Here is a 19137-nt window from a genome sequence, read left to right on the forward strand (position 1 = left end):
AAAGCGCCCTGAACTGACGAAAGAGACTCCCTCGATGCGGAAGATACTCATAGTCGGAGCCGGTCAGTCCGGTCTCCAGCTCGCCCTCGGACTCCAGTCGCAGGGCTACGAGGTCACCCTGATGTCCAACCGCACCGCGGACGAGATCCGGTCCGGCCGGATCATGTCCACGCAGTGCATGTTCCACACGGCGCTGCAGCACGAGCGCGACCTGGGCATCAACTTCTGGGAGTCCCAGGCCCCGCGTATCGAGGGCCTCGGCGTCTCCGTCGCCGCGCCCGACTCCACCCGTCCGATCGACTGGGTCGGCACGCTGGACGGCTACGCCCAGTCCGTCGACCAGCGCGTGAAGATGGCCGGCTGGATGGAGACCTTCGCCCAGCGCGGCGGCCAGCTCGTCATCCACGGCGCGGCAGTGTCCGACCTGGACTTCTTCTCCCGTACGTACGACCTGGTCATGGTCTCCGCGGGCAAGGGCGAGCTCGTCTCGATGTTCGGCCGGGACGCGTCCCGCTCCCCGTACGACGCCCCGCAGCGCGCGCTGGCCGTCGCCTATGTCCACGGCATGGGCCCGCGCCCCGAGCACCCCGACTACGACGCGGTCCGCTGCAACCTCGTCCCGGGCGTCGGCGAGCTCTTCGTGATGCCGACCCTCACCACCACCGGCCGCGCCGACATCCTCTTCTGGGAAGGCATCCCGGGCGGGCCGCTCGATGCCTTCCAGGGCATCAAGGACCCCGCCGAGCATCTCTCCCTGACCCTCGAGCTCATGGAGAGGTTCACGCCCTGGGAGTACGCGCGCGCCACCAAGGTCGAACTGACCGACGGAAGCGGGACGCTCGCCGGCCGGTACGCCCCCACCGTGCGCAACCCCATCGGGCGCCTGCCGGGCGGCGGACTCGTCCTCGGGGTCGCCGATGTCGTCGTGGCCAACGACCCGATCACCGGCCAGGGCTCCAACTCGGCGTCCAAGTGCGCCGCCGCGTACCTCTCCTCGATCACCGAGCACGGCGACCGGCCCTTCGACGAGGCGTGGATGCAGTCGACCTTCGACCGCTACTGGGACACCGCGCAGCACGTCACCAAGTGGACGAACGCGATGCTCGGCGTCCCGCCGGAGCACGTACTCAACCTCATCGGCGCGGCGGGCGGCCTCCAGCCGGTCGCCGACCGGTTCGCGAACGGCTTCAACAACCCCGCGGACTTCGAGAACTTCTTCTACGACCCGGCGCTGACCGACGCCTACCTGACGGAGGTGTCCTCGGCGTCCGGGGCATCGGGATCCTCCGTCCCGGAGTAGCCGGTGTCCGGCCCCGCCGTGGCTCCGTCCGGGAGCCGCGGCGGGGTGTACGTACTCAGCGGGCTGCCGGCCGGGTCCGGGCGTACCGCGCCGAGCAGCGGGTTCGCCGCGATCGGGGAGACCTTGACGCGGGTGCCGGGGCGCGGGGCCTGGACGACCATGCCGTCGCCCAGGTAGATCGCCACATGCGTGGCCTCGGGGAAGTAGATCACCAGGTCACCGGGGCGGAGCCGGTCCAGTGACACCTTCGGGAGTTCCTCCCACTGCTCCTGGGACGTACGAGGGATGGAGCGCCCCGCACTCGCCCAGGCCTGGGAGGTCAGCCCCGAGCAGTCGTAGGACTCCGGGCCCTCCGCGCCCCACAGGTACGGCTTGCCGACCTGCTCGACGGCGTAGTCCAGCGCTCGCACGCCCTCCTCGGACGGCGTGCGCTTGCCGTCGAGCACGCCCGTGGCGAGAAGCTTCTCCTGGGCCTCGGCGGTGTCGGACTGCTCCTGGGCGGCCAGTCCGGCGATCTCCTCGGTGGTGAGCGAGGCGAGCAGCGCCTCGACCGCCTTCAGCCGCGAGGTGGCTCTGTCGCGCGCCTGCTTCTGCCTCGCGGCGAGGACCTGCTCCTTGGCGAGGGCCTTGCGGGACTCGGCCGCCAGTGTGTCCGCCCGCTTCGCGCCCACGTCGAGCCGGGCCATGGTCGCCAGCCGGCCGGTGGCCGCGCGCTCGATCAGATGGTCCTGGTCGAGGGCTTGCTGCGGGTTGCGGGCGAGCAGCAGCTGGAGGTAGGTGGAGAGCTCGGAGCTGCCCTGGTACTGCTCGCGGGCGAGCCGCCCCGCGTCACCCCGGCTCATGACGACGGCGTTGCGCGCCCTGGCGAGGTCGCGGGCGAGCCGGGCGGTTCTGGCCTGCTGTGTCCTGAGCTGTTCCTCGGTCGCGTTGTAGGTCTCGCCGGCTTCTTCGGCCTGGCGGTAGAGCGTCTGAAGGTTGGTCAGCATCGTGGAGACGGTGGAGACGGCGGACTGGCCGGGCCGGCCCGAGGGTTCGGCTGAGGGTTCGGCTGTGGGTTCGGCGGTGGGTTCTGCGGTGGCCGGGGGCGCCGGCACCGCCGCGAGCGCCGTGACGGCGGCCAGCGCCGCCGTACAGACCGAGCGGAGCACTCTGCCTGACACCTCATCACCTCCGGCTGTGGGGTGGGCCGGCCGTCCACCTCAAGGCCGATCATGCGACGGCGCCGGCCGGACCGCCCCGCGAGTGGTCGATTCAGCGCAATACGGTCACTCGTCGAGGCGGAGCACGCGGATCTGGCGGCGTGTCAGTCGACCGGCAGCGCGTAGAAGGTCCTGCCCCGCCGGACGACGAGGTTCCGGCCGCTGCCGCCGGTCAGGGGCCTGTAGCGAGGTGCGTCCGTGCCGCTGTCCTCCGCGCCCGCTTCCTGGAACTTCCACAGCCGCTTGCCGTCGCGCGCGGCGAAGGCGGTGAGCTGCACGCTGTCGTACGCGAGCACCGTGCGCCCGCTGCCGCTGAAGGCAGTCCCCGGGATCTCACTCGTAGCGGGTGCCTCGGTGGAGCGGCGCCACAGCTGCCGGCCGTTCGCAGTGTCGACCGCGGCGACCTCCTGGTGGCGGTTGGCTGCGTACAGCATGGGGCCGCTGAGGATCCCGCTCCCGAACGCGAAGACCCCGGTTTCGCCCGGTGCCGCCTTGGCCCGAGCCACTCGCCACAGGCGTGCGGCGGTACGGCTGTTGTACGCGTGCAGCTCGCCGGCCGAGGAGGCGAACAGCCTGTCCGACGCGTCGCCCACGAGGGCGGCGGAGGGATGGACGCCGGCGAGCCGGAACGACCGGAGCTTCTTGCCCGTCTTCCGGTCGAAGGCGAACAGCACGGACGTGCCCTTGGCGGCGGTCCGCTGCGCGGGCGTGATGGTGCGCGCGTCCTGCCGTACGACGATGTCGGCGGGGCGGACGGCGACCACGTCGTACTGCGGGCCGTCCGGGGGAGCGCCCGCCGCGACGGGCGTGCGCCACAGCCACTCGCGGGCGGCGAGGTCGTACGCGAAGAGGTACGAGAGGAGGGCGGCGCCCTTCTTGACCCGCCCGGTCATCCAGACCGTTGTTCCGTCCCAGCCCGCAGTGCCCGTGAGGGTCAGGGTCTCGCCGGGCCCCGCGAGTGTGGTCTTGGCGACCCTGTGTCTGACCTGCCCGTCCCGCACGGCGATCCACAGGAACGCGTCGGGGGCGTCGACGAAGCAGAGCTCGCCGTCGACCGGAAGCGCGCGGGAGAGCGCCGCGGCCTGGGTGCGCTGCCAGAGCGGCCGCCCGGTGCGCAGGTCGATCCCCGCGGACTGCTCCCGGCCGGTCAGGACGAGCACGCGGCCCTGATGAACGGAGGCACTGAACTGCCCGGCCTCCGCGGGATGCTCGTACTTCCACACGGGCACCGGCGGCAGCCCGGCGATCGGGCTGCGCTTAGGCGCGGGCGCGGCTGTGGCGGGTGTCTTGTCCGAGTCCCCGGGGGCCAGGCCGTACCCGGCACCGCCGCCAACGGCGAGCCCGACGACGCCGGCAACGACCCCGGTGAGCAATGCGCGGCGCCCGGGTACGGCGGGCTGGGGTACGGCGGGCTGCTGGGGCGCGGTGGGAGGGTGTGGCCGGAGGGTGTGGGCGGAGGGGAGCGAGGGCGGGCGCGCCCTGCGGGCTCCGCGCGGCCGGCAGGGCGAGTTGCGAGGTGACCCGGTCCCCCCGCATACCGCCGCCGATCCCGCGGTTGATGAGCAGCGTGTCCGGGCTGCTGCCCGGGGCTGGGCCGCCCGGGGCCACGGCGGCTCCGCCGCCGGCCCGTTGCGGACTGCTGGTGGCACCCTCCGCCAGCGCCGTCACCCTCGCCGACTGGGCCTCCAACGCCGTTACCAGAGTCGGCGGGAGCCAGCCGTCCCGGGCCAGTGCCGCCGCGCCCTCCAGGGCCAGCTCCGCCGCCACCGTGCCCGCCGAAGGGCGGTCGTCCGGGGTTTTTGCCAGGCAGTGCGCCACCAGCGGGCGCAGTTCGCCCGGGACGCCGTCCAGGTCCGGCTCGCCGTGGGTGATGCGGTCCGCGTCCGCCAACGGGGTCGTGCCCGTCGACGCGTACGCCAGCAGCAGGCCCAGTACGAAGATGTCCGACGCCGGGCCCGGCTTCGCGCCCGTCGCCTGTTCCGGGGTCAGATAGCCCAGCTTCACGCTCAGTTGCCCGTCCGGGTGCGCCTCCGCGACCGCCGCCGCGCCCAGCACCCCGAAGGCCGTGAGCCGCGGCCCGTCCGCCGCCAGGAGCACCGTGTCGGGCGCGAGCCCGTGCAGCACCGCCCCCGCGGCATGCACCCGGGACAGCGTTTCCGCGAGCGCCGCGCCCAGTATCCGTACCGCCCGCTCCGGCAACGGCCCGGCGATCGCGATCGCCTCACGCAGGGTCAGCGCGGGGACGTACGGGCTCGCCGTCCACAGCGCCTGCCCGTCCGTGCTCGAATCGATCGGCGCCACCCAGCCGCCCGCGAGCCGCTCCGTCCGCCGCGTCTCCGACTGGAAGCGGCGCCGGAACGCCGGCAGCGCGGCGAGCTCGGGCCGGGCCACGGACACGACCGCCGTCGCGCCGTCCGCCCCCCGCGCCAGGTAGTGGACGCTGACCGCCGACTCCCGGAAGCGCGCGAGCGCGGTGAACGGCCCGATCCGGTGCGGATCGTCCTGCTGCAGCGGCTCCATCGCGAGCATCCCCCCTGGCGGCACGGTCCCCGCGATCTTATGGCGCGCTGTTCGGCTTCGACCAGGGCCACTTCAGCGCGCGCCGTTCCACGCCCCCGGGCGCGTACTCGTACTTCCAGCCGCGCTGCAGCCCGAGGCGCTTGCTGTAGCCGGACGGGACGCGCCGGTACGCGTGCACCGTCGGCGGGCCGCCGTCGGCGTTCGGCACGGGGATCTCGTACCACTTCGGCGGATGGCCTGTCGGCCCGACGAGGACCGGCAGCACGCGCCCGTCCAGCGGCCCGCCCACAAAGGGGGTGTTCTCGCTTTTCACAGGGGCAAGTCTCACGCAGGCCGACCACGCCGCCCGCACCGGGCGCGCGCGCCGTCCGGTGAATGGTCATGACGTGAGCATGGACGGCACGTTGACCACGGTGCCAATCCCGTCGTGGAGGACGATGAACCGGCGCTCGTTGTGAGCTGCGCACAGGAAGCTGTGTGCTCACAGTGACGGCGGTCCCTCTCTGAACCGTCGCGTCGAACTGTTCCGAGTGGTTCGCCGACACTGATGTCATTGACAGGCCAAGACTCGCGCGACTAGTTTCGGCCCGGGCCGAAACAGCGGAGCTCAGTGTTCCCTTCTCATCAGGCCTTCCGGAGGCCCCCATTGAAGACAGGCTTCAAGCGCGCCACCGCACCTCTCGCACTGTTCATGCTCGCCGCGTCGCTCTCCGCCTGCGAGGAGAGCAACGGCGGCTCGAACTCGAAGAAGCTGACCGTCTGGATGTACCCGGTGATCGCCGACCCGAAGGCCGGTGCGGCCTATTGGGACGGCATCGAGAAGGCCTTCGAGAAGGCGCAGCCGGGCACCTCGCTGACCATCGAGCAGCAGCCGTGGGAGAACCGCGACCAGAAGATCGCCACGGCGTTCGGCGGCGGAAAGGGCCCGGATGTCGTCCTGCTGACGCCGGACCAGATTCCCCAGTTCTCCGCCAGTGGCGCCATCGGCCCGGTGGACGGGGCACTCAAGGAGAGCATCGGCAAGTTCCTGCCCGCCACGACGGACGCGATGAAACAGAACGGCAGGATCTACGGCGCGCCGATCTATCAGACCGTCACGACCACCATCTACAACAGGAAGCTGCTGGCCGCCGCCGGTATCACCACACCGCCCGCCACCTGGGACGAGATCAAGGCTGCCGCCCCCAAGCTGAAGCAGAACGGCGTCGCCCTCCTCGACTACTCCGCCAGCAACGAGGCCTCGCTGAACCTCAACTTCTATCCGCTGCTCTGGCAGGCGGGCGGCAGCGTCTTCACGAAGGACGGCAAGAAGGTCGCCTTCAACGCCCCTGAGGGTGTCGAGGCGCTCACCTTCCTCACCGACCTCTACAAGGCGGGCTCGGTTCCCAAGTCGTCGATGACGAACACCAACCTGCTCGCCGACCAGGCACTCGGCAAGCAGCAGGCAGCCATGGGCTACTCCGTCGTCCTCTCCGACGCCGATCTGGCCGCGAAGACCTGGGGGCCCGAGAACGTCCTGGTGGGCGGGCCGCTCAGGGGCCCGGCCAAGGAGGTCGCGTTCGGTATCCCCGGCGCCCTCAGCATCAACGCCAAGTCCAAGAACACGGCGGGCGCGGAGAACTTCCTCGCCTTCATGACGCAGCCGCAGCAGATCAAGTCCCTGGGCCGGGCGAGCGGTTACTTCTCGCCGCGTACGGACGTCACGGTGCCCAGCGAGTCCCCCTACGCGAAGCAGTATCAGGCGGCCCTGGCGAACGTCTTCCCCGGTGAGCCCAATCCGGCCGCGCGCCGGCTCATGGGGCTGCTCGCGCCGGAGGTCCAGGCGGCGCTGACGGGCAGGAAGAGCCCCAAGGAGGCCCTGGACGCGGCGGCCAAGGCGGCCGACGACCTGCTGGCGCGCCGGCGTTGAGCGAGGCGGCCACGCGCAGGAGGCCGGCGGACGAGGCCGGCGTGTGACCCGTACGGGCCGGGGCTGCCCGTGACGCAACGGCAAGCGGTGGTGGACTGCCTGGCGCAGCTCGCGAAGGAGGACGACTCATCCGGGGACCGGTTCAGCGGCGCCGGCCGGCCTTGTCCACGATGTCGGTTGAGACCCGGGTGGCCGTGGCGATCACCGTGCCCCTCGCCACGAAGGGTCCCCCCGAGGCCTTGCCGCCCACGTAGTAGCCGATTCCGGCCACGTACCGCACGCCCTGGTAGGCGTAGGTCTCCGGGTCGAGCAGTACCTGCACGCCGTTGCGCTCGTACGAGTAGTCGCGGAAGTTGCCGTCGATGCCGATCGCGATGGCTGCCCGTCCTGCCCCGTCGGTCACCTCGATCGGCTGGGTCACTCCGCCAAGACCGGTGATGATCCGGTAGATGGTCCTGGCCTTCTCGGGCGCGATGACGGGGGATCCGGAGAGGACCTCCACGATCTCGGCGAAGTCGCGCTGGGCCTGGGTCAGGCGCGGCGTGCTCACGAGCCGGCTGGGGATGGACCGCCGGCGGATCATCGTCAGCGCGGCGTCCGGGTCGTCGGGGAGGTCGGCCATCAGGGCGTCCGAGGACAGGGGTGGGAGCATCTCCCACCCTCCCTGATAGCGGCCGTTCCACACGTCCACGTCGTCCGGGTCCTCCGAGCTCTCGTCCGGCGTGGCAAGCGCTCCGCCGTCGTAGCGGATCCACTTGTTCTGGTACAGCGGCTTCGCGGGCTTCGCCACGCACGGCTGCGAAGAGGGCCCCAGATTGAACGAGCCCGCTTCGCTGAAGCCGTAGGTGCTGGCGCCTGTGCCGCACTGCCACGTGTCCCACCGGACCTTCTGGTGGACCCACTGGTGCGGCCGGGGTGTGGGCATCGCGGACGCGGCGTTCTCCTGCCTCAGAGGCAGTGCCGAAAGCAGGGCGGCCGCCGTCACCGCGGCCGCTGCGCCGACCGCCGCGAGCTTCCACCCGCCGCGCCTGCGCTGCGGCCTGGCGATCTCGTCCAGCAGCCGCTGCCGGGCCGGAGTGAGCCGGGCGCGGTCGGGTACGGGAGCGTCGGCGCGCAGCTGCCGGACTGCTGTCATCTCATCCATGGCCGGCCACCTCCTGGAAGTCGCGTACGAGGGTGGGGTCCACGCCGCCGAGAGCGATGCGGACCTTCTTGCGGGCCCGGTTGAGGCGGGAGCGCACCGTGCCCACCGGGATGGACAGTGCTTCGGCGACCTCCTGGTAGCCGAGGTCCGCCCAGGCGACCAGCAGCAGTACATGCCGGTCACCCGCCGACAGGCCTGCCAGGGCGCCCGCGAGCGGACCCTGCGCGGCCTGGGCCGCGACGCGGCTGTCGCTGCGGTCGGTCCAGGATTCAGCCACGGGGTCGTGGTGGGTGCGGGCCAGTGCCCTGAGCGCCCGTACTTCGGTGCGGCGCTGCTTTCCGATGAGGTTGGCGGCAATGCCGTACAGCCAGGGCTGGGCGTTCGGCCGTGCGAGGTCGTAGCGCGCCCGCGTGCGGAACGCGGCCAGGAAGGTGTCGGCGGTGATGTCCTCGGCCGCGCACTCGCCGAGCCGGCGGGCCGCATACCGATGGATGTCGGCGGCGTGCCGGTGGTACAGCTCGCCGAAGAGCTCGGGCTGCTCCAGGGAGCCGGCGATGATCGAGGCATCCTCGTCGGGTCTGCCAGATGAGCCATTCACGCGGTCTCTCGTGTCTGTTGTCGGTCGGGTCCACCCTCTATTACCCGAAGCCCGCGGATGGGTTCACGGCGGCGTCGCGAACGAGAGGAGCGCATGGCCGTGAACCCGATCGTGGGCTTCGGGTAAAGAGAAGTGTCAGGGTCTGTATTTCGAGAACAGCGCACATCGGCGGCCGGTACCCGGACCGTGTGTGCGCCTTGGGGGAGTGGAGTTCTGTTGACGCACGCGGTGAGAGACGTCGCGAAGAGGACGGCCGGGGCGCTGCTCGCGGTGTTCGCTGTTCTCATGTCGATGCTGGTTTCGGCGGGCCCGGCGCAGGCGGCCGAGCCCCTGCCCGGGGGCAAGGCGAACTGGGTCGTCTCGGTCGGTCATATGGACCTGGCGTCGAAGAACAACTACCGCAACTGGGTGCGGCTCGGGTACTACGTCTTCAACACCGACGGCACGGTGACCACCAACTACTGGTACTGGCACCAGCGGGACCAGCCGGTACGGGTGGACGCGATGACGGCCGACTGCGGCGGCAGCGTTCCCACGTGTGCCGTCCGCACGGTCGACGGGTACAAGGGTGATCCGACGGGTGGCTACCAGGGCACCTTCGGCTACGCGAGCGACGGCCGGCTCGCCGTGACGTGGACCAAGAACGCGGCCGGCACCCCGCTGACGGATCCGCTCACCGAGTACTGGAACGTGGAGGCCGGCCTGGCCGGCGGCGGCGCGGCCCGTATCACCAGCCCCACGTTCTACGGCCCGTACAGCAAGCCGGACAACTGGAACGTGACGATTCCCGCACCGGGCGAATTCTCCAGCTACACCGCCAACTTCGGTGTCGGGTACGGCAGCAACGCCTCGCTGGGACGCGAGAGCCGGGCCACCATGAGCCAGCTGATCACCGACCCGCGCTACAACGCACAGCCCTACAAGGGCGCTTTCGTCGTGGCCAAGGCGTCGTCGGCCGACCCGAAAACCCGAGTCGGCATCGTAGGGCGTGAAGGCTCGGGCGGAGCCTGGTCGTTCGGTGCTGCCGCCAACCCGTGGAAGCAGTGCAACGGCAGCCCGTGCATGGGCTGGCTGCAGCCCGGTACCAGTTGCGCCGGCACCGACAAGGACCGCGCGCGCTACATCGCCGAGATCGGCGGGGGACGGCGCAACACCGAGGAGTACTGGTGCCAGTCCCTGGCCCAGGGACAGCCCTGCTACAAGTACAACTCGCACCCCCGCCCGATGCTTCAGGTCATCGACGACTCCGGAAAGTTCCAGGGCTGGGTCGGCGTCGAGGCGTTCACCCACGTGAGCACCAGCACGGGGCTGCCCGACAGCGGCTGGGTCGAGGGCTACTGGGGCATCTTCGACATGGTCTCCGCCGCACTCGAGCCCAAACTGGAGGGCTGACCCCGTACGGATGAGCCGGCGGCAGCGTCGGCACGAACTGGCAGGGCCGCACGGAGGTGCGGCCCTGCGCGGTCAGCACGGCGACCCCGGTGGTCAGGTGGAACTGCCGGCGGCCCACATGGGCGTGCACATCGCACCGCCGAGTCCAGTACGGGCAGGACCGCGGCCCGTTCCTCCTCGCCGAAGGTGCGGCCGTGCGGGTCGAGAACTCCTGGCAGCGGCATTTCCCGTTCGGGCATCGGGGCACTACCCTCTCCGCAAGCCTGAGGTTCTGGCCTGGGCCGAAATCAGGGCCGCTGTTTCCGGTCGTCAACCCTGTGTCTGCCGGGGCGACTCGGAGCTTCGTAGGATCCGGGGCGGCGGCCGCGGTTGCGGGCCCGTCCAGAGGTACCCCAGAACACTCCAGAAGAACGGAGACCGGCCGATGGCTATCACGGTCGGCGTGATCGGTCCCGAGGACCTCGTGGACAAGGTGGTCGCGGTCGGCGGCTCGGCCGGAGCGGACCGGCTGGTGGCCCTTCCCTGCCGGCACGAGGACGAGACCCTCGAGGTGGTCGGGAGGGTGGGGCCGGACGTGGACGCCCTGCTCTTCACCGGTGTCGTGCCGCATACGCTCGCCGCGGCCGCGGGCCTCGTCGACCGCCCCGCGATGTACATCCCGTACGGCGGCGCGACGCTGCTGCGGGCCCTCGTCGAACTGCTCCGCCTCGGTCACGACGTCTCCCGTATCTCCATCGACACCCTGCGCCGCAGTGAGGTCATGGAGACGCTCACCGAGGCGAAACTCCCCACCGAGCATGTGCATGTACTGCCGTACCGGCCCGGGCTCACCTCGCTGGACCTCGCCGAGTTCCACCTCGCCGCGCGGGACAGGAAGGGGACCCGGGTCGCCCTGACCTGCCTCGGCCCGGCCTTCCAACTGCTCGACCACGAGATGCACGCCGTACGTCTCGCTCCGTCCCGGCATTCCATACGCTCGACACTCCAGGCCCTCGTGCTCGTCACGGCCGGAGCGCACAGCGGGGACGCCCAGGTCGCCCTCGGCATCATCGATCTCCCGGCGGCCGACCGGGAACTGTCCGCCGATCTGCGGGTGTTGGGCGGCAGCCTCGCCGATCTTCCCGACGGGCAGCGGCTGGTCGTCACCACCCGCGGCGTACTGGAGAAGGTGAGCGAGCAGTTCACCCGGCTCCCCTTCCTCGACGACCTCGCCGCCCGGCACGGCACCGCCCACGTGGGCTTCGGCCTCGGCCGCACCGCCGCCGAGGCCGAGTCGCTGGCCAGGCGCGCCGTCAACCGGGCCCGCTCGGTGGGCGCGGTGGCCGGGGTGGTCTGCATGACCGACGACGTCGACATCGTGATAGACGAGGAGCGTTCCGGGACGGCATCACAGGGACCGGCGGCCGGCCCGGAGAGCACGGTGACGCTCGCCCGCCGCGTCGGACTGAACCCGAAGACGCTGGACAGGCTGCGTGAACTGGCCGCCAAGGATCCGGAGGAGGGCATCACCGCGCACCTGGTGGCCGAGCACCTCGCCGTCCAGCAGCGCACCGCCCGCCGCATCCTCAAGCGCCTGGAGCGGGCGGGTGTGGCCGTACCGACGGGCAGCCGGCAGCCGGGCCGGACCGGCCGCCCTCCGATCGTCTACCGCGTACGCCTCTGAGCCCGCACTTACGGTCAGGGCCGAGTCGGCGGTCCCCTACAGCAAGTGCTCCGCTCCGCTCACCACCGGCCCGACCCCCCGCGCCAGCCTCCCCACCGGACCCCCCGGCACCTCCCGGGCCAGCAGGTCCTTCACCGCCGACGCCGTCTCCTCGTCCGTCGTCGCCGTCGCCGCCAGCAGCGCGATCAGGTGGTCCACCAGCCAGTCGCGCAGCTCGTCGGACGGCGGCTGCTTCCCCTCGTCCAGCCAGATCAGCGACGCCGCCTCCACCGCCGCGATCCACGTGCGCACCATCATCCGCAGCCGCAGTCCCGGACGGGTCACCCCGAGATGGACCAGGACATGCTCGGCCGCGGCCCGCCGCACCTCGTCGACGATCGCGGTCGTACGGGACGTCTCCGCGACGCTCCCGCCGCGCAGGAGCGCGCTGAACCCGGCGTCGTGCTCGTCGACGAAGACGAGGTAGCGGTCGAGCACCCGGGCGAGCCGTTCGGTCGGCGGTCCCGCCGTCGGCTCGGCGAAGCAGAGCTCCAGCTCGTCGGCGGCCGACCGCAGCGCCGTCTCGTACAACTGCTGCTTCCCGCCGGGGAAGTAGCGGTAGACGAGCGGCCGGGAGACCCCCGCCGCCCCGGCCACGTCGTCGAGGGAGATCTCGTCCGGCGGCCGGTGCGCGAAGAGCGTGAGTGCGGCGGCGAGAAGCTGCGTACGGCGCTCCTCGACGCTGAGCCGTCGGTACGCACGGGTCACGGGAGCGGGACTGGTCATGCTCGCAGCGTAACCGCACTGTTCGAGGACAGGACCGGAGCGGGCCGGACCCACCGAACCGGACCGGACCCGACCTACGCCAGCAGGCCCGAGCTCTTCCACAGCCTCCGCCCCGCCCCCCGCAACATCCCGATGTCATCAAGGAAGTCCGTCAGCCGCTTCGCCCCCGACTGCATCACCTCCCGCCGGTGCCCGCTCGCCCTGACCTGCGCGACCGCCTTGCGGCGGTCGAGCCCGACGTTGGTGTACACCTGCGGATTGATGAAGCAGACGGAGAAGACGCGCGCCGCCTCGCCGCAGCTGATCCGCGTGAACTCCTGCTCCCAGCGTGGCGCGGTCACCATCTGGCGGCGCAACTCCTCGCGGGCGTACCGCACATGGCGCGCCTCCTCGACCACATGGATGCGAGTGACACCGCGCACCAGCGTCTGGACGCGCTCGTCCGGGAACGTCAGTCGCTGCATCCAGTCGAGGATCTCCTCGCCGAGCAGCGTCGCCGCGAACGAACCCGGCGTGGTCGAGACGGTCTTCAGGACACGCGCCAGATTGTGGTAGACCCGCGGCACCGGATAGGCGGGCGCCCCGCCTTTCTGGATCATCCTGGCGAACATCATCGAGTGCCGGCACTCGTCCGCGATCTCGGTGAGCGCGTACCGCACATGGCTGCTGGTCACGGACTTGTCGTAGATGTGCCTGACCAGCAGCTGCATCAGGATGATCTCGAACCAGATGCCGAGCGAGGCGAGCGAGGCGGCCTCGTGCCTGGCCAGGTCCATCCGCTGGTCCTCGGACATCCTGTGCCAGAGGGGGGTGTCGTAGAGGGAGACCAGCTCCGGTGGCCAGAACCACTTGCCGTCCTCGACGGGAGACTCCCAGTCGAGCTCCTTGTCGGGGTCGAAGGAGTGCTTGGCGGAGGACTCGAGCAGGCGCTCGGCGACCTGTTCGCGGTCCCGGAGCGGGCCGAGTGCGTCGCGGAGCAGCTGCACGTCGCGTTCGGTCACTGTCGTCATGGCTGAGGGCACCTCGTGATGGGGGTTACCAAAGGTTGCCCCTTATGAGACTGCCTGTCAGTAAGCCCGTCAATCCCTCACGCACGACTTGTTGACTCCTCGTCTACCAACGTGTGAGCCTGCCAAGTGTCCTTAGATGTACGGGATATGAGGCGAAGGAGCCGTCAGTGTCGACGCACGACCTCTACGAAAACGCCCCCGAAAGCTCTCTCTGGCAGGTCCCGGCCTCCGGTGCGGCACGCTTCAGCTGGGAGTACGACGACGGCCGCGAGCGCCTCCTCGCCCTGTACCAGAAGGGCAAGGACAAGCAGTGGGACGGCGCCACGCGGATCGACTGGGACCTGGAGGTCGATCCGTACGACCCACTCGGCACCCCCGACGAGGTGCTCAACCTCTACGGCACCCGCCACTGGGCGAAGATGACCGAGAAGGACAAGGGCGATCTGCGCCGGCACTACACCTCCTGGCAGTTCAGCCAGTTCCTGCACGGCGAGCAGGGCGCGATGGTGTGCGCCGCGCGGATCGTGGAGTCGGTACCCGACCTCGACGCGAAGTTCTACTCCGCCACCCAGACCATGGACGAGGCCCGGCACGCCGAGATCTACAGCCGCTTCCTGCACGAGAAGGTCGGGATGCTCTACCCGATCAACGACAACCTCCAGGGGCTGCTCGGGGACACCCTGCGCGACTCCCGCTGGGACATGCCGTATCTGGGCATGCAGGTCCTGATCGAGGGCCTCGCCCTTGCCGCGTTCGGCATGATCCGCGACACCACCGACAAGCCGCTGCCCAAACAGATCCTCGCGTACGTCATGCAGGACGAGGCCCGGCACGTCGCCTTCGGGCGGATGGCGCTGCGCGACTACTACAAGCAGCTCAGCGACGCGGAGCTGCGCGAGCGCGAGGAATTCGTCATCGAGGGCTGCTACTTGATGCGCGACAGGCTGCGCGGGGTGGAGGTCCTGGAGAACTTCGGCATCGCCAGGAAGGAGGCCGAAGAGATCTCCGAGCAGTCCGAATTCCTGGCGCTGTTCCGGAAGCTGCTGTTCAGCCGGATCGTGCCGTGTGTCAAGGACATCGGGCTGTGGGGAGAGCGTCTGCAGAAGGCCTATCTCGACATGGGCGTCTTCGAGATGGGCAACTCCAACCTGGACCTGCTGATGACCCAGGACGAAGAGATCGCGGAGCAGCTGGACCGCGAGCGGTTCGCGGTGGAGGAGGAGGCGCGGGTCTCGGAGGTCGAGCAGGCGATCAAGGACGGCGCGCAGCCGTAGTCCCCGTACGCCGACCGCGGGGCATCACTCCGCCACCGGCGGGAACGACGTCCTCAGCGTGAACGCGTACGGCGTCGGACCGTGTTCGCGGAGGTGGACGAGGCGCTGCTCCGCCTCCTCCACCGTCGGGCGGTGGCCCTCCGCCACCCACCACAGCGTGGTCATCGCCTCCTTCACCCGCTCGAACCACTCGTAGCGGCGGCCGAGCAGCTCCCGGTGCTGCCCCTGGTACATGAACGCGGTCAGCGCGTTGGTGTCGCGCCACGGAGACGTGTTCACGATCAGCCAGTCGTCCCCGAACACCGGCACATCCGTCGCGTTGCCGGTGTCGCTCGTCAGCCGCCAGATGAAGCCGTCAGCCCTTTCGGCGACCGCGTTCACCGGGTCGAGTGCGTCGACGAAGTCCTTCAACTCCGGGGAGTCCAGCGGGAATGCGAGTCGGGCTATGTTCACCTGGGCCAGTTCATAGGTCATGGCCGCACGATAGGCGCGTGCCGCTCCGCCGCCACCGCCATTTCGAGGAGCGAGACGTCCGCGCCCCGCGCCGCCACCAGTTGCAGCCCGACCGGGCAGCCGTCGCTCGTGAAACCGGCCGGGATGCTCGCCGCCGGATGCCCGCTGAGGTTGAACGCCCAGGTCAGCGCGGTGGAGTAGAGCTCGCCCGGCCCCTCGTGACCGTGCGGGCGGTTCGGGGTGGCCGGGGTGAGCAGCAGCTCCGTGTCCGCGAAGAGCGCATCGAGCCGGCGGTCGTTCTCGCCGCGCACCGCGGCCCCCGCGGACGGATCCCCGGCCCGTACGGCCAGCCATGCGTCCTGCGGGTCGAGCAGTGCGACCGGCCGGGGGTCCAGTCGCAGGACTCCGGCCGCCACCAGCCGTTCCACCGCGCCCCGCGCGACCGACTCCACCTCCGGGTCCGGCTGCGCGAAGCCCAGGCCGGCCGACCAGCGCGCCCGTACCGGAAGCTCCACCCGTACATCCTCGTACTCGTCCAGCACGCACCGCAGATACGCCCGCGCGTCCGCCGCCGAGCCGGTCAGCACGCCCGCCGAGGCCAGCCCGGTCCGGTCCGGCGACGGCAGCAGGCCGTTCGTCGTCTTCAGGCCGAAGATCCCGCACCACGCCGCGGGGATCCGTACCGAGCCCGCGCCGTCGCTGCCGGTGGCAAGACCCACCATCCCCGAGGCGACCGCCACGGCCGAGCCCGCCGACGAACCCCCGGGCGTACGGTCCGCGCGCCACGGGTTGACCGTACGGCCGTGTGCCCCGAGTCCCCAGGTCTGCCAGTACGTGCCCGGGCCGGGCACCGCCGTCGAGCCGACCGGCACCGCGCCCGCCGCGAGCAGCCTCCGGGCCGCGTACGAGCGGATCCCGGAAGACCCCTTCACGGCGAACGGCAGCCCCGCGAGCGGCAGTTGAGGATCCACCTCCCGCGTCGACGCCTTCTCGTCCCACACCTCGATGAAGGCGCTCAGCTCGGGGTCCAGCCGCGCGATCCGCTCCAGCGCGTCGTTCACGTGCGTCATGCACTCATCTTCGCAGTGCCGCTGCCATGACGGCCCGCGCGATCGGGGCCGCGCTGCCGCCACCGCTGACGTCGTTGCGTCTGGCCTCCGCGTCCTCGACGACCACCGCGACCGCGACCGCCGGCTGGGGAGCGTCGTCCGCCTGCGCCCAGGAGATGAACCAGGCGTACGGCGTACCGGCGTTGCCGATGCCGTGCTGCGCCGTCCCTGTCTTGCCGCCGACCCTCGCTCCGCCGATCGCGGCCTTCCCGCCGGTGCCCTCGTCGACGACCTCGACCATCAGCCGCTGGAGCTTCTGTGCCGTCGATGGGCTCATCGCCTGGCTGTACGACCTCGGGTTGTTCTGGGAGACGGTGTCGCCGTCCGATGTGGTCACCCGGTCCACCAGATAGGGGAGTTTGAGCTCCCCGCCGTTGGCGACCGCCGCCGAGACCATCGCCATCTGCAGTGGTGTCGCCGTGGTGTCGAACTGTCCGATCGAGGAGAGCGCCACCTGATCGATGGTCATGCGCCGGTCGAAGTTCGACGGGGCCACCCCCGAGGGGATTCTCAGTCCTCGGTCGTTGAAGCCGAACTTGCTCACCGTGTCGAGCATTCCGTGCAGCCCGATCTTCACCCCGAGATGCGCCATCACGGTGTTGCAGGACCACTGGATGGCGTACGCGAGCGAGGCGTTGCCGCAGCCGGTCGCCGCATTGGGGAGGGTCGTCGCCGTACCCGGCAGGACGTACGGATCGGGCGTGCCGGTCGGCGCGTCGACATCCCTGACCACTCCCGTGTCCAGAGCGGCCGCCGCTGTCACGATCTTGAAGGCGGACCCTGGTGGATAGGTCTGCCGGATGGCCCGGTTGAGCATGGGCTGGATGCCCGAACCGGTCAGCATGGTCCAGGCGTCGGCGACCGGCCGGCCGGTGCCCGAGAGCAGCCCCGGGTCGTACGAAGGGCTGCTGACCAGCGCCAGGATCCTGCCGGTGGAGGGCTCGATCGCGGCGACCGCGCCCCGCTTGCCGGCGAGCCCGCTGAACGCGGCCCGCTGCATGGCGGGCTTGATGGTGGTGACGACGTTGCCGCCGGGCTGCTGGGTGCGGCTGAGGTCGTTCCACAAAGGGATCGCGGTGAGCAGGGAGCTCCGGCCGGAGAGGATGCCGTCCTGGGCGCTCTCGATCAGCGTGGTGCCGTACGTCTGCGAGGCGTAGCCGGTGACGGGGGCGTACAACGCGCCCTCGGTGTAGGTGCGTTCGTACCGCAGCTGCTGGCCGGAGTCCTTGGAGCCGGTGACGGGTCTGCCGCCGACCAGGATGTTGCCGCGCGGCTCGTCGTAACGGCCGATGGCGAGCCGGCGGTTGGCCGGGTTCTTGTCGAGGGAGGTGGACTGGAGGATCTGCAGCCGGGCGGCGTTGATCAGCAGCGCGACCAGGAGCAGCAGACACAGGGCGGCGGCCCGCCGGATGCAGGGGATCACAACTCTGCCTCCACGACAGGGGCGACGACGCCCGGCTCGACCGTGTCGGGCTGCGGCGCGCGGGCCGAGTCGCTGACCCGGATGAGCAGCGCCACGATGATCCAGTTGGTGACGACGGACGAACCGCCCTGGGCGAGAAAGGGCATCGCCATGCCGGTCAGCGGGATCAGGCCCATCACACCGCCCGCGATGACGAAGACCTGGAGGGCGAGGATCGAGGCGAGGCCGATGGCGAGCAGCCGGCCGAAGGGGTCGCGCAGGGCGAGCCCGGCGCGGTAGCCGCGGGCCACGATCAGCGCGTACAGCAGGAAGATCCCGGTCAGGCCGACCAGGCCGAGCTCCTCGCCCGCGGTGGCGAGGATGAAGTCGGACTTGGCGGCGAAGCCGATGAGGATGGAGTGGCCGAGACCGAGTCCGGCACCGAGCATCCCGCCGGCGGCGAAGGCGAAGAGCGACTGGGCGAGCTGGCTGGGGCCGTCGCCTGCCTCGATGCTGGCGAAGGGATTGAGCCAGTCCTCGACCCGGCTGTGAACATGCGGTTCGAGCCAGCCGACGGCGACCGCGCCGGCCGCGGCGAGCACCAGCCCGACCGCGATCCAGCCGGTCCGGCCCGTCGCCACGTACAGCATGATCACGAAGAGTCCGAAGAAGAGCAGCGAGGTGCCGAGGTCCCGCTCGAGCACCAGAACGCCGACGCTGAGCAGCCAGATCGCGACGATGGGGCCCAGTACGCGGCCGGTGGGGAGCTGGAGCTTCCAGATTGTGCGTCCTGTGTAGGCGAGCGCGTTGTGGTTGGCGGCGAGATACGCGGCGAAGAAGACGGCGAGCAGGATCTTGGCGAACTCGCCCGGCTGGAAGGAGAGCCCGCCGAGCCGGATCCAGATCTTGGCGCCGTTCACGGCGGGGAAGAAGATCGGCACGAGCATCAGGACGAGGGCGGCGACGACCGAGAGATACGCGTACCGCTGCAGGACCCGGTGGTCGCGCAGGAAGACGACGACCACAATGAAGAAGGCGACGCCGAGCGTCGACCAGACGAGCTGGGTGGGCGCGGCCACGGAGTTCGGGGTCTCCAGGTCGAGGCGGTAGATCAGCACCAGGCCGAGGCCGTTGAGGAGGACCGCGATGGGCAGGAACAGCGGGTCGGCGTAGGGGGCGCGGAAGCGTACGGCGAGATGCGCGAGGAGGGCCAGGACACCGAGGCCCGCGCCGTAACCCGCGGCGTCCGGCGGCACGGCGTTGTTCTTCGTCAGGCCCACGTCGATATAGCCGTAGACGGAGATGAGGACGGCGCACACGAGGAGCGAGAGCTCGACACCCCGCCGCTTGGGGAGGCGTGGATCGGGCGGGGGAGCGTCCGCCGTCGTTGCGGTCATGG

Annotated in this window: 16 protein-coding genes and 1 pseudogene; 5 read left to right on the plus strand and 12 right to left on the minus strand. The window is 70.7% G+C overall.

The window, feature by feature from the left end; all coding sequences use genetic code 11:
• Positions 1 to 34: 34 nt before the first annotated feature.
• Positions 35 to 1300 (plus strand): styrene monooxygenase/indole monooxygenase family protein, encoded by a 1266-nt coding sequence (locus SLUN_RS26895; RefSeq protein WP_108152508.1) that lies wholly within the window; start codon positions 35 to 37, stop codon positions 1298 to 1300.
• On the opposite strand, the gene SLUN_RS26900 is transcribed toward SLUN_RS26895, so the two are convergent.
• From SLUN_RS26900 to SLUN_RS26915, 4 genes and pseudogenes are all read right to left on the minus strand, one after another.
• Positions 1243 to 2460 carry a C40 family peptidase gene (locus SLUN_RS26900; RefSeq protein WP_108152510.1) on the minus strand — a complete coding sequence of 406 codons (1218 nt, stop codon included), beginning with the start codon at positions 2458 to 2460 and terminating at the stop codon, positions 1243 to 1245. The two genes, SLUN_RS26895 and SLUN_RS26900, sit on opposite strands and share 58 nt — an antisense overlap.
• 143 nt (positions 2461 to 2603) lie before the next feature.
• Positions 2604 to 3728, minus strand: a complete 1125-nt coding sequence (locus SLUN_RS26905) for an outer membrane protein assembly factor BamB family protein (protein WP_442759043.1) — start codon at positions 3726 to 3728, stop codon at positions 2604 to 2606.
• A gap of 30 nt (positions 3729 to 3758) precedes the next feature.
• Positions 3759 to 5019: pseudogene (locus tag SLUN_RS42110) on the minus strand (protein kinase domain-containing protein); the annotation flags it as partial.
• Between the two features lie 37 nt (positions 5020 to 5056).
• Positions 5057 to 5332 (minus strand): DUF8847 domain-containing protein, encoded by a 276-nt coding sequence (locus tag SLUN_RS26915; protein WP_108152516.1) that lies wholly within the window; start codon positions 5330 to 5332, stop codon positions 5057 to 5059.
• A 333-nt stretch (positions 5333 to 5665) separates the two neighbouring features.
• On the opposite strand from SLUN_RS26915, the gene SLUN_RS26920 reads away from it, so the two are divergent.
• A complete protein-coding gene (locus SLUN_RS26920; RefSeq protein WP_108152518.1) occupies positions 5666 to 6928 on the plus strand; it encodes an ABC transporter substrate-binding protein in 1263 nt (420 codons plus the stop codon).
• A 142-nt stretch (positions 6929 to 7070) separates the two neighbouring features.
• Here the strand turns inward: SLUN_RS26920 and SLUN_RS26925 are convergent, their stop codons facing one another.
• Both SLUN_RS26925 and SLUN_RS26930 read right to left on the minus strand, forming a co-directional pair.
• Positions 7071 to 8072 carry a hypothetical protein gene (locus SLUN_RS26925; RefSeq protein ID WP_108152520.1) on the minus strand — a complete coding sequence of 334 codons (1002 nt, stop codon included), beginning with the start codon at positions 8070 to 8072 and terminating at the stop codon, positions 7071 to 7073.
• Entirely contained in the window at positions 8065 to 8670 is a 606-nt protein-coding gene (locus SLUN_RS26930; protein WP_108152523.1) for an RNA polymerase sigma factor, read from the minus strand. Before SLUN_RS26930 ends, SLUN_RS26925 begins: the two co-directional genes overlap by 8 nt.
• Before the next feature lie 216 nt (positions 8671 to 8886).
• On the opposite strand from SLUN_RS26930, the gene SLUN_RS26935 reads away from it, so the two are divergent.
• Both SLUN_RS26935 and SLUN_RS26945 read left to right on the plus strand, forming a co-directional pair.
• Positions 8887 to 10062 carry a hypothetical protein gene (locus SLUN_RS26935; RefSeq protein WP_108152525.1) on the plus strand — a complete coding sequence of 392 codons (1176 nt, stop codon included), beginning with the start codon at positions 8887 to 8889 and terminating at the stop codon, positions 10060 to 10062.
• Between the two features lie 424 nt (positions 10063 to 10486).
• Positions 10487 to 11725, plus strand: a complete 1239-nt coding sequence (locus SLUN_RS26945) for a response regulator (protein ID WP_108152529.1) — start codon at positions 10487 to 10489, stop codon at positions 11723 to 11725.
• Between the two features lie 36 nt (positions 11726 to 11761).
• On the opposite strand, the gene SLUN_RS26950 is transcribed toward SLUN_RS26945, so the two are convergent.
• Together SLUN_RS26950 and SLUN_RS26955 are read right to left on the minus strand one after the other, a co-directional pair.
• Positions 11762 to 12490 (minus strand): TetR/AcrR family transcriptional regulator, encoded by a 729-nt coding sequence (locus tag SLUN_RS26950; RefSeq protein WP_108152531.1) that lies wholly within the window; start codon positions 12488 to 12490, stop codon positions 11762 to 11764.
• Positions 12491 to 12564: 74 nt separating this feature from the next.
• Positions 12565 to 13500 (minus strand): AurF N-oxygenase family protein, encoded by a 936-nt coding sequence (locus SLUN_RS26955; protein WP_108152533.1) that lies wholly within the window; start codon positions 13498 to 13500, stop codon positions 12565 to 12567.
• A 167-nt stretch (positions 13501 to 13667) separates the two neighbouring features.
• Here SLUN_RS26955 and SLUN_RS26960 point away from each other — a divergent pair, with 167 nt between their 5' ends.
• A complete protein-coding gene (locus tag SLUN_RS26960; protein ID WP_108152535.1) occupies positions 13668 to 14774 on the plus strand; it encodes a ferritin-like domain-containing protein in 1107 nt (368 codons plus the stop codon).
• Positions 14775 to 14798: 24 nt separating this feature from the next.
• Here the strand turns inward: SLUN_RS26960 and SLUN_RS26965 are convergent, their stop codons facing one another.
• The 4 genes from SLUN_RS26965 to SLUN_RS26980 are packed head-to-tail and all read right to left on the minus strand — an operon-like array spanning position 14799 to position 19135.
• On the minus strand, positions 14799 to 15248 hold the full coding sequence (locus SLUN_RS26965; RefSeq protein WP_108152537.1) for a DUF3291 domain-containing protein: 450 nt from the start codon (positions 15246 to 15248) through the stop codon (positions 14799 to 14801).
• Positions 15245 to 16297 (minus strand): amidase, encoded by a 1053-nt coding sequence (locus SLUN_RS26970; RefSeq protein ID WP_108152539.1) that lies wholly within the window; start codon positions 16295 to 16297, stop codon positions 15245 to 15247. The genes SLUN_RS26965 and SLUN_RS26970 overlap by 4 nt, the downstream gene beginning before the upstream one ends.
• A gap of 4 nt (positions 16298 to 16301) precedes the next feature.
• A complete protein-coding gene (locus SLUN_RS26975; protein WP_108152541.1) occupies positions 16302 to 17759 on the minus strand; it encodes a penicillin-binding transpeptidase domain-containing protein in 1458 nt (485 codons plus the stop codon).
• Complete coding sequence (locus SLUN_RS26980) at positions 17756 to 19135, minus strand: FtsW/RodA/SpoVE family cell cycle protein (RefSeq protein ID WP_108154952.1); 1380 nt, start codon at positions 19133 to 19135, stop codon at positions 17756 to 17758. The genes SLUN_RS26975 and SLUN_RS26980 overlap by 4 nt, the downstream gene beginning before the upstream one ends.
• Positions 19136 to 19137: the final 2 nt, after the last annotated feature.

It is taken from the genome of Streptomyces lunaelactis, assembly GCF_003054555.1.
Taxonomy (GTDB): Bacteria; Actinomycetota; Actinomycetes; order Streptomycetales; family Streptomycetaceae; genus Streptomyces; species Streptomyces lunaelactis.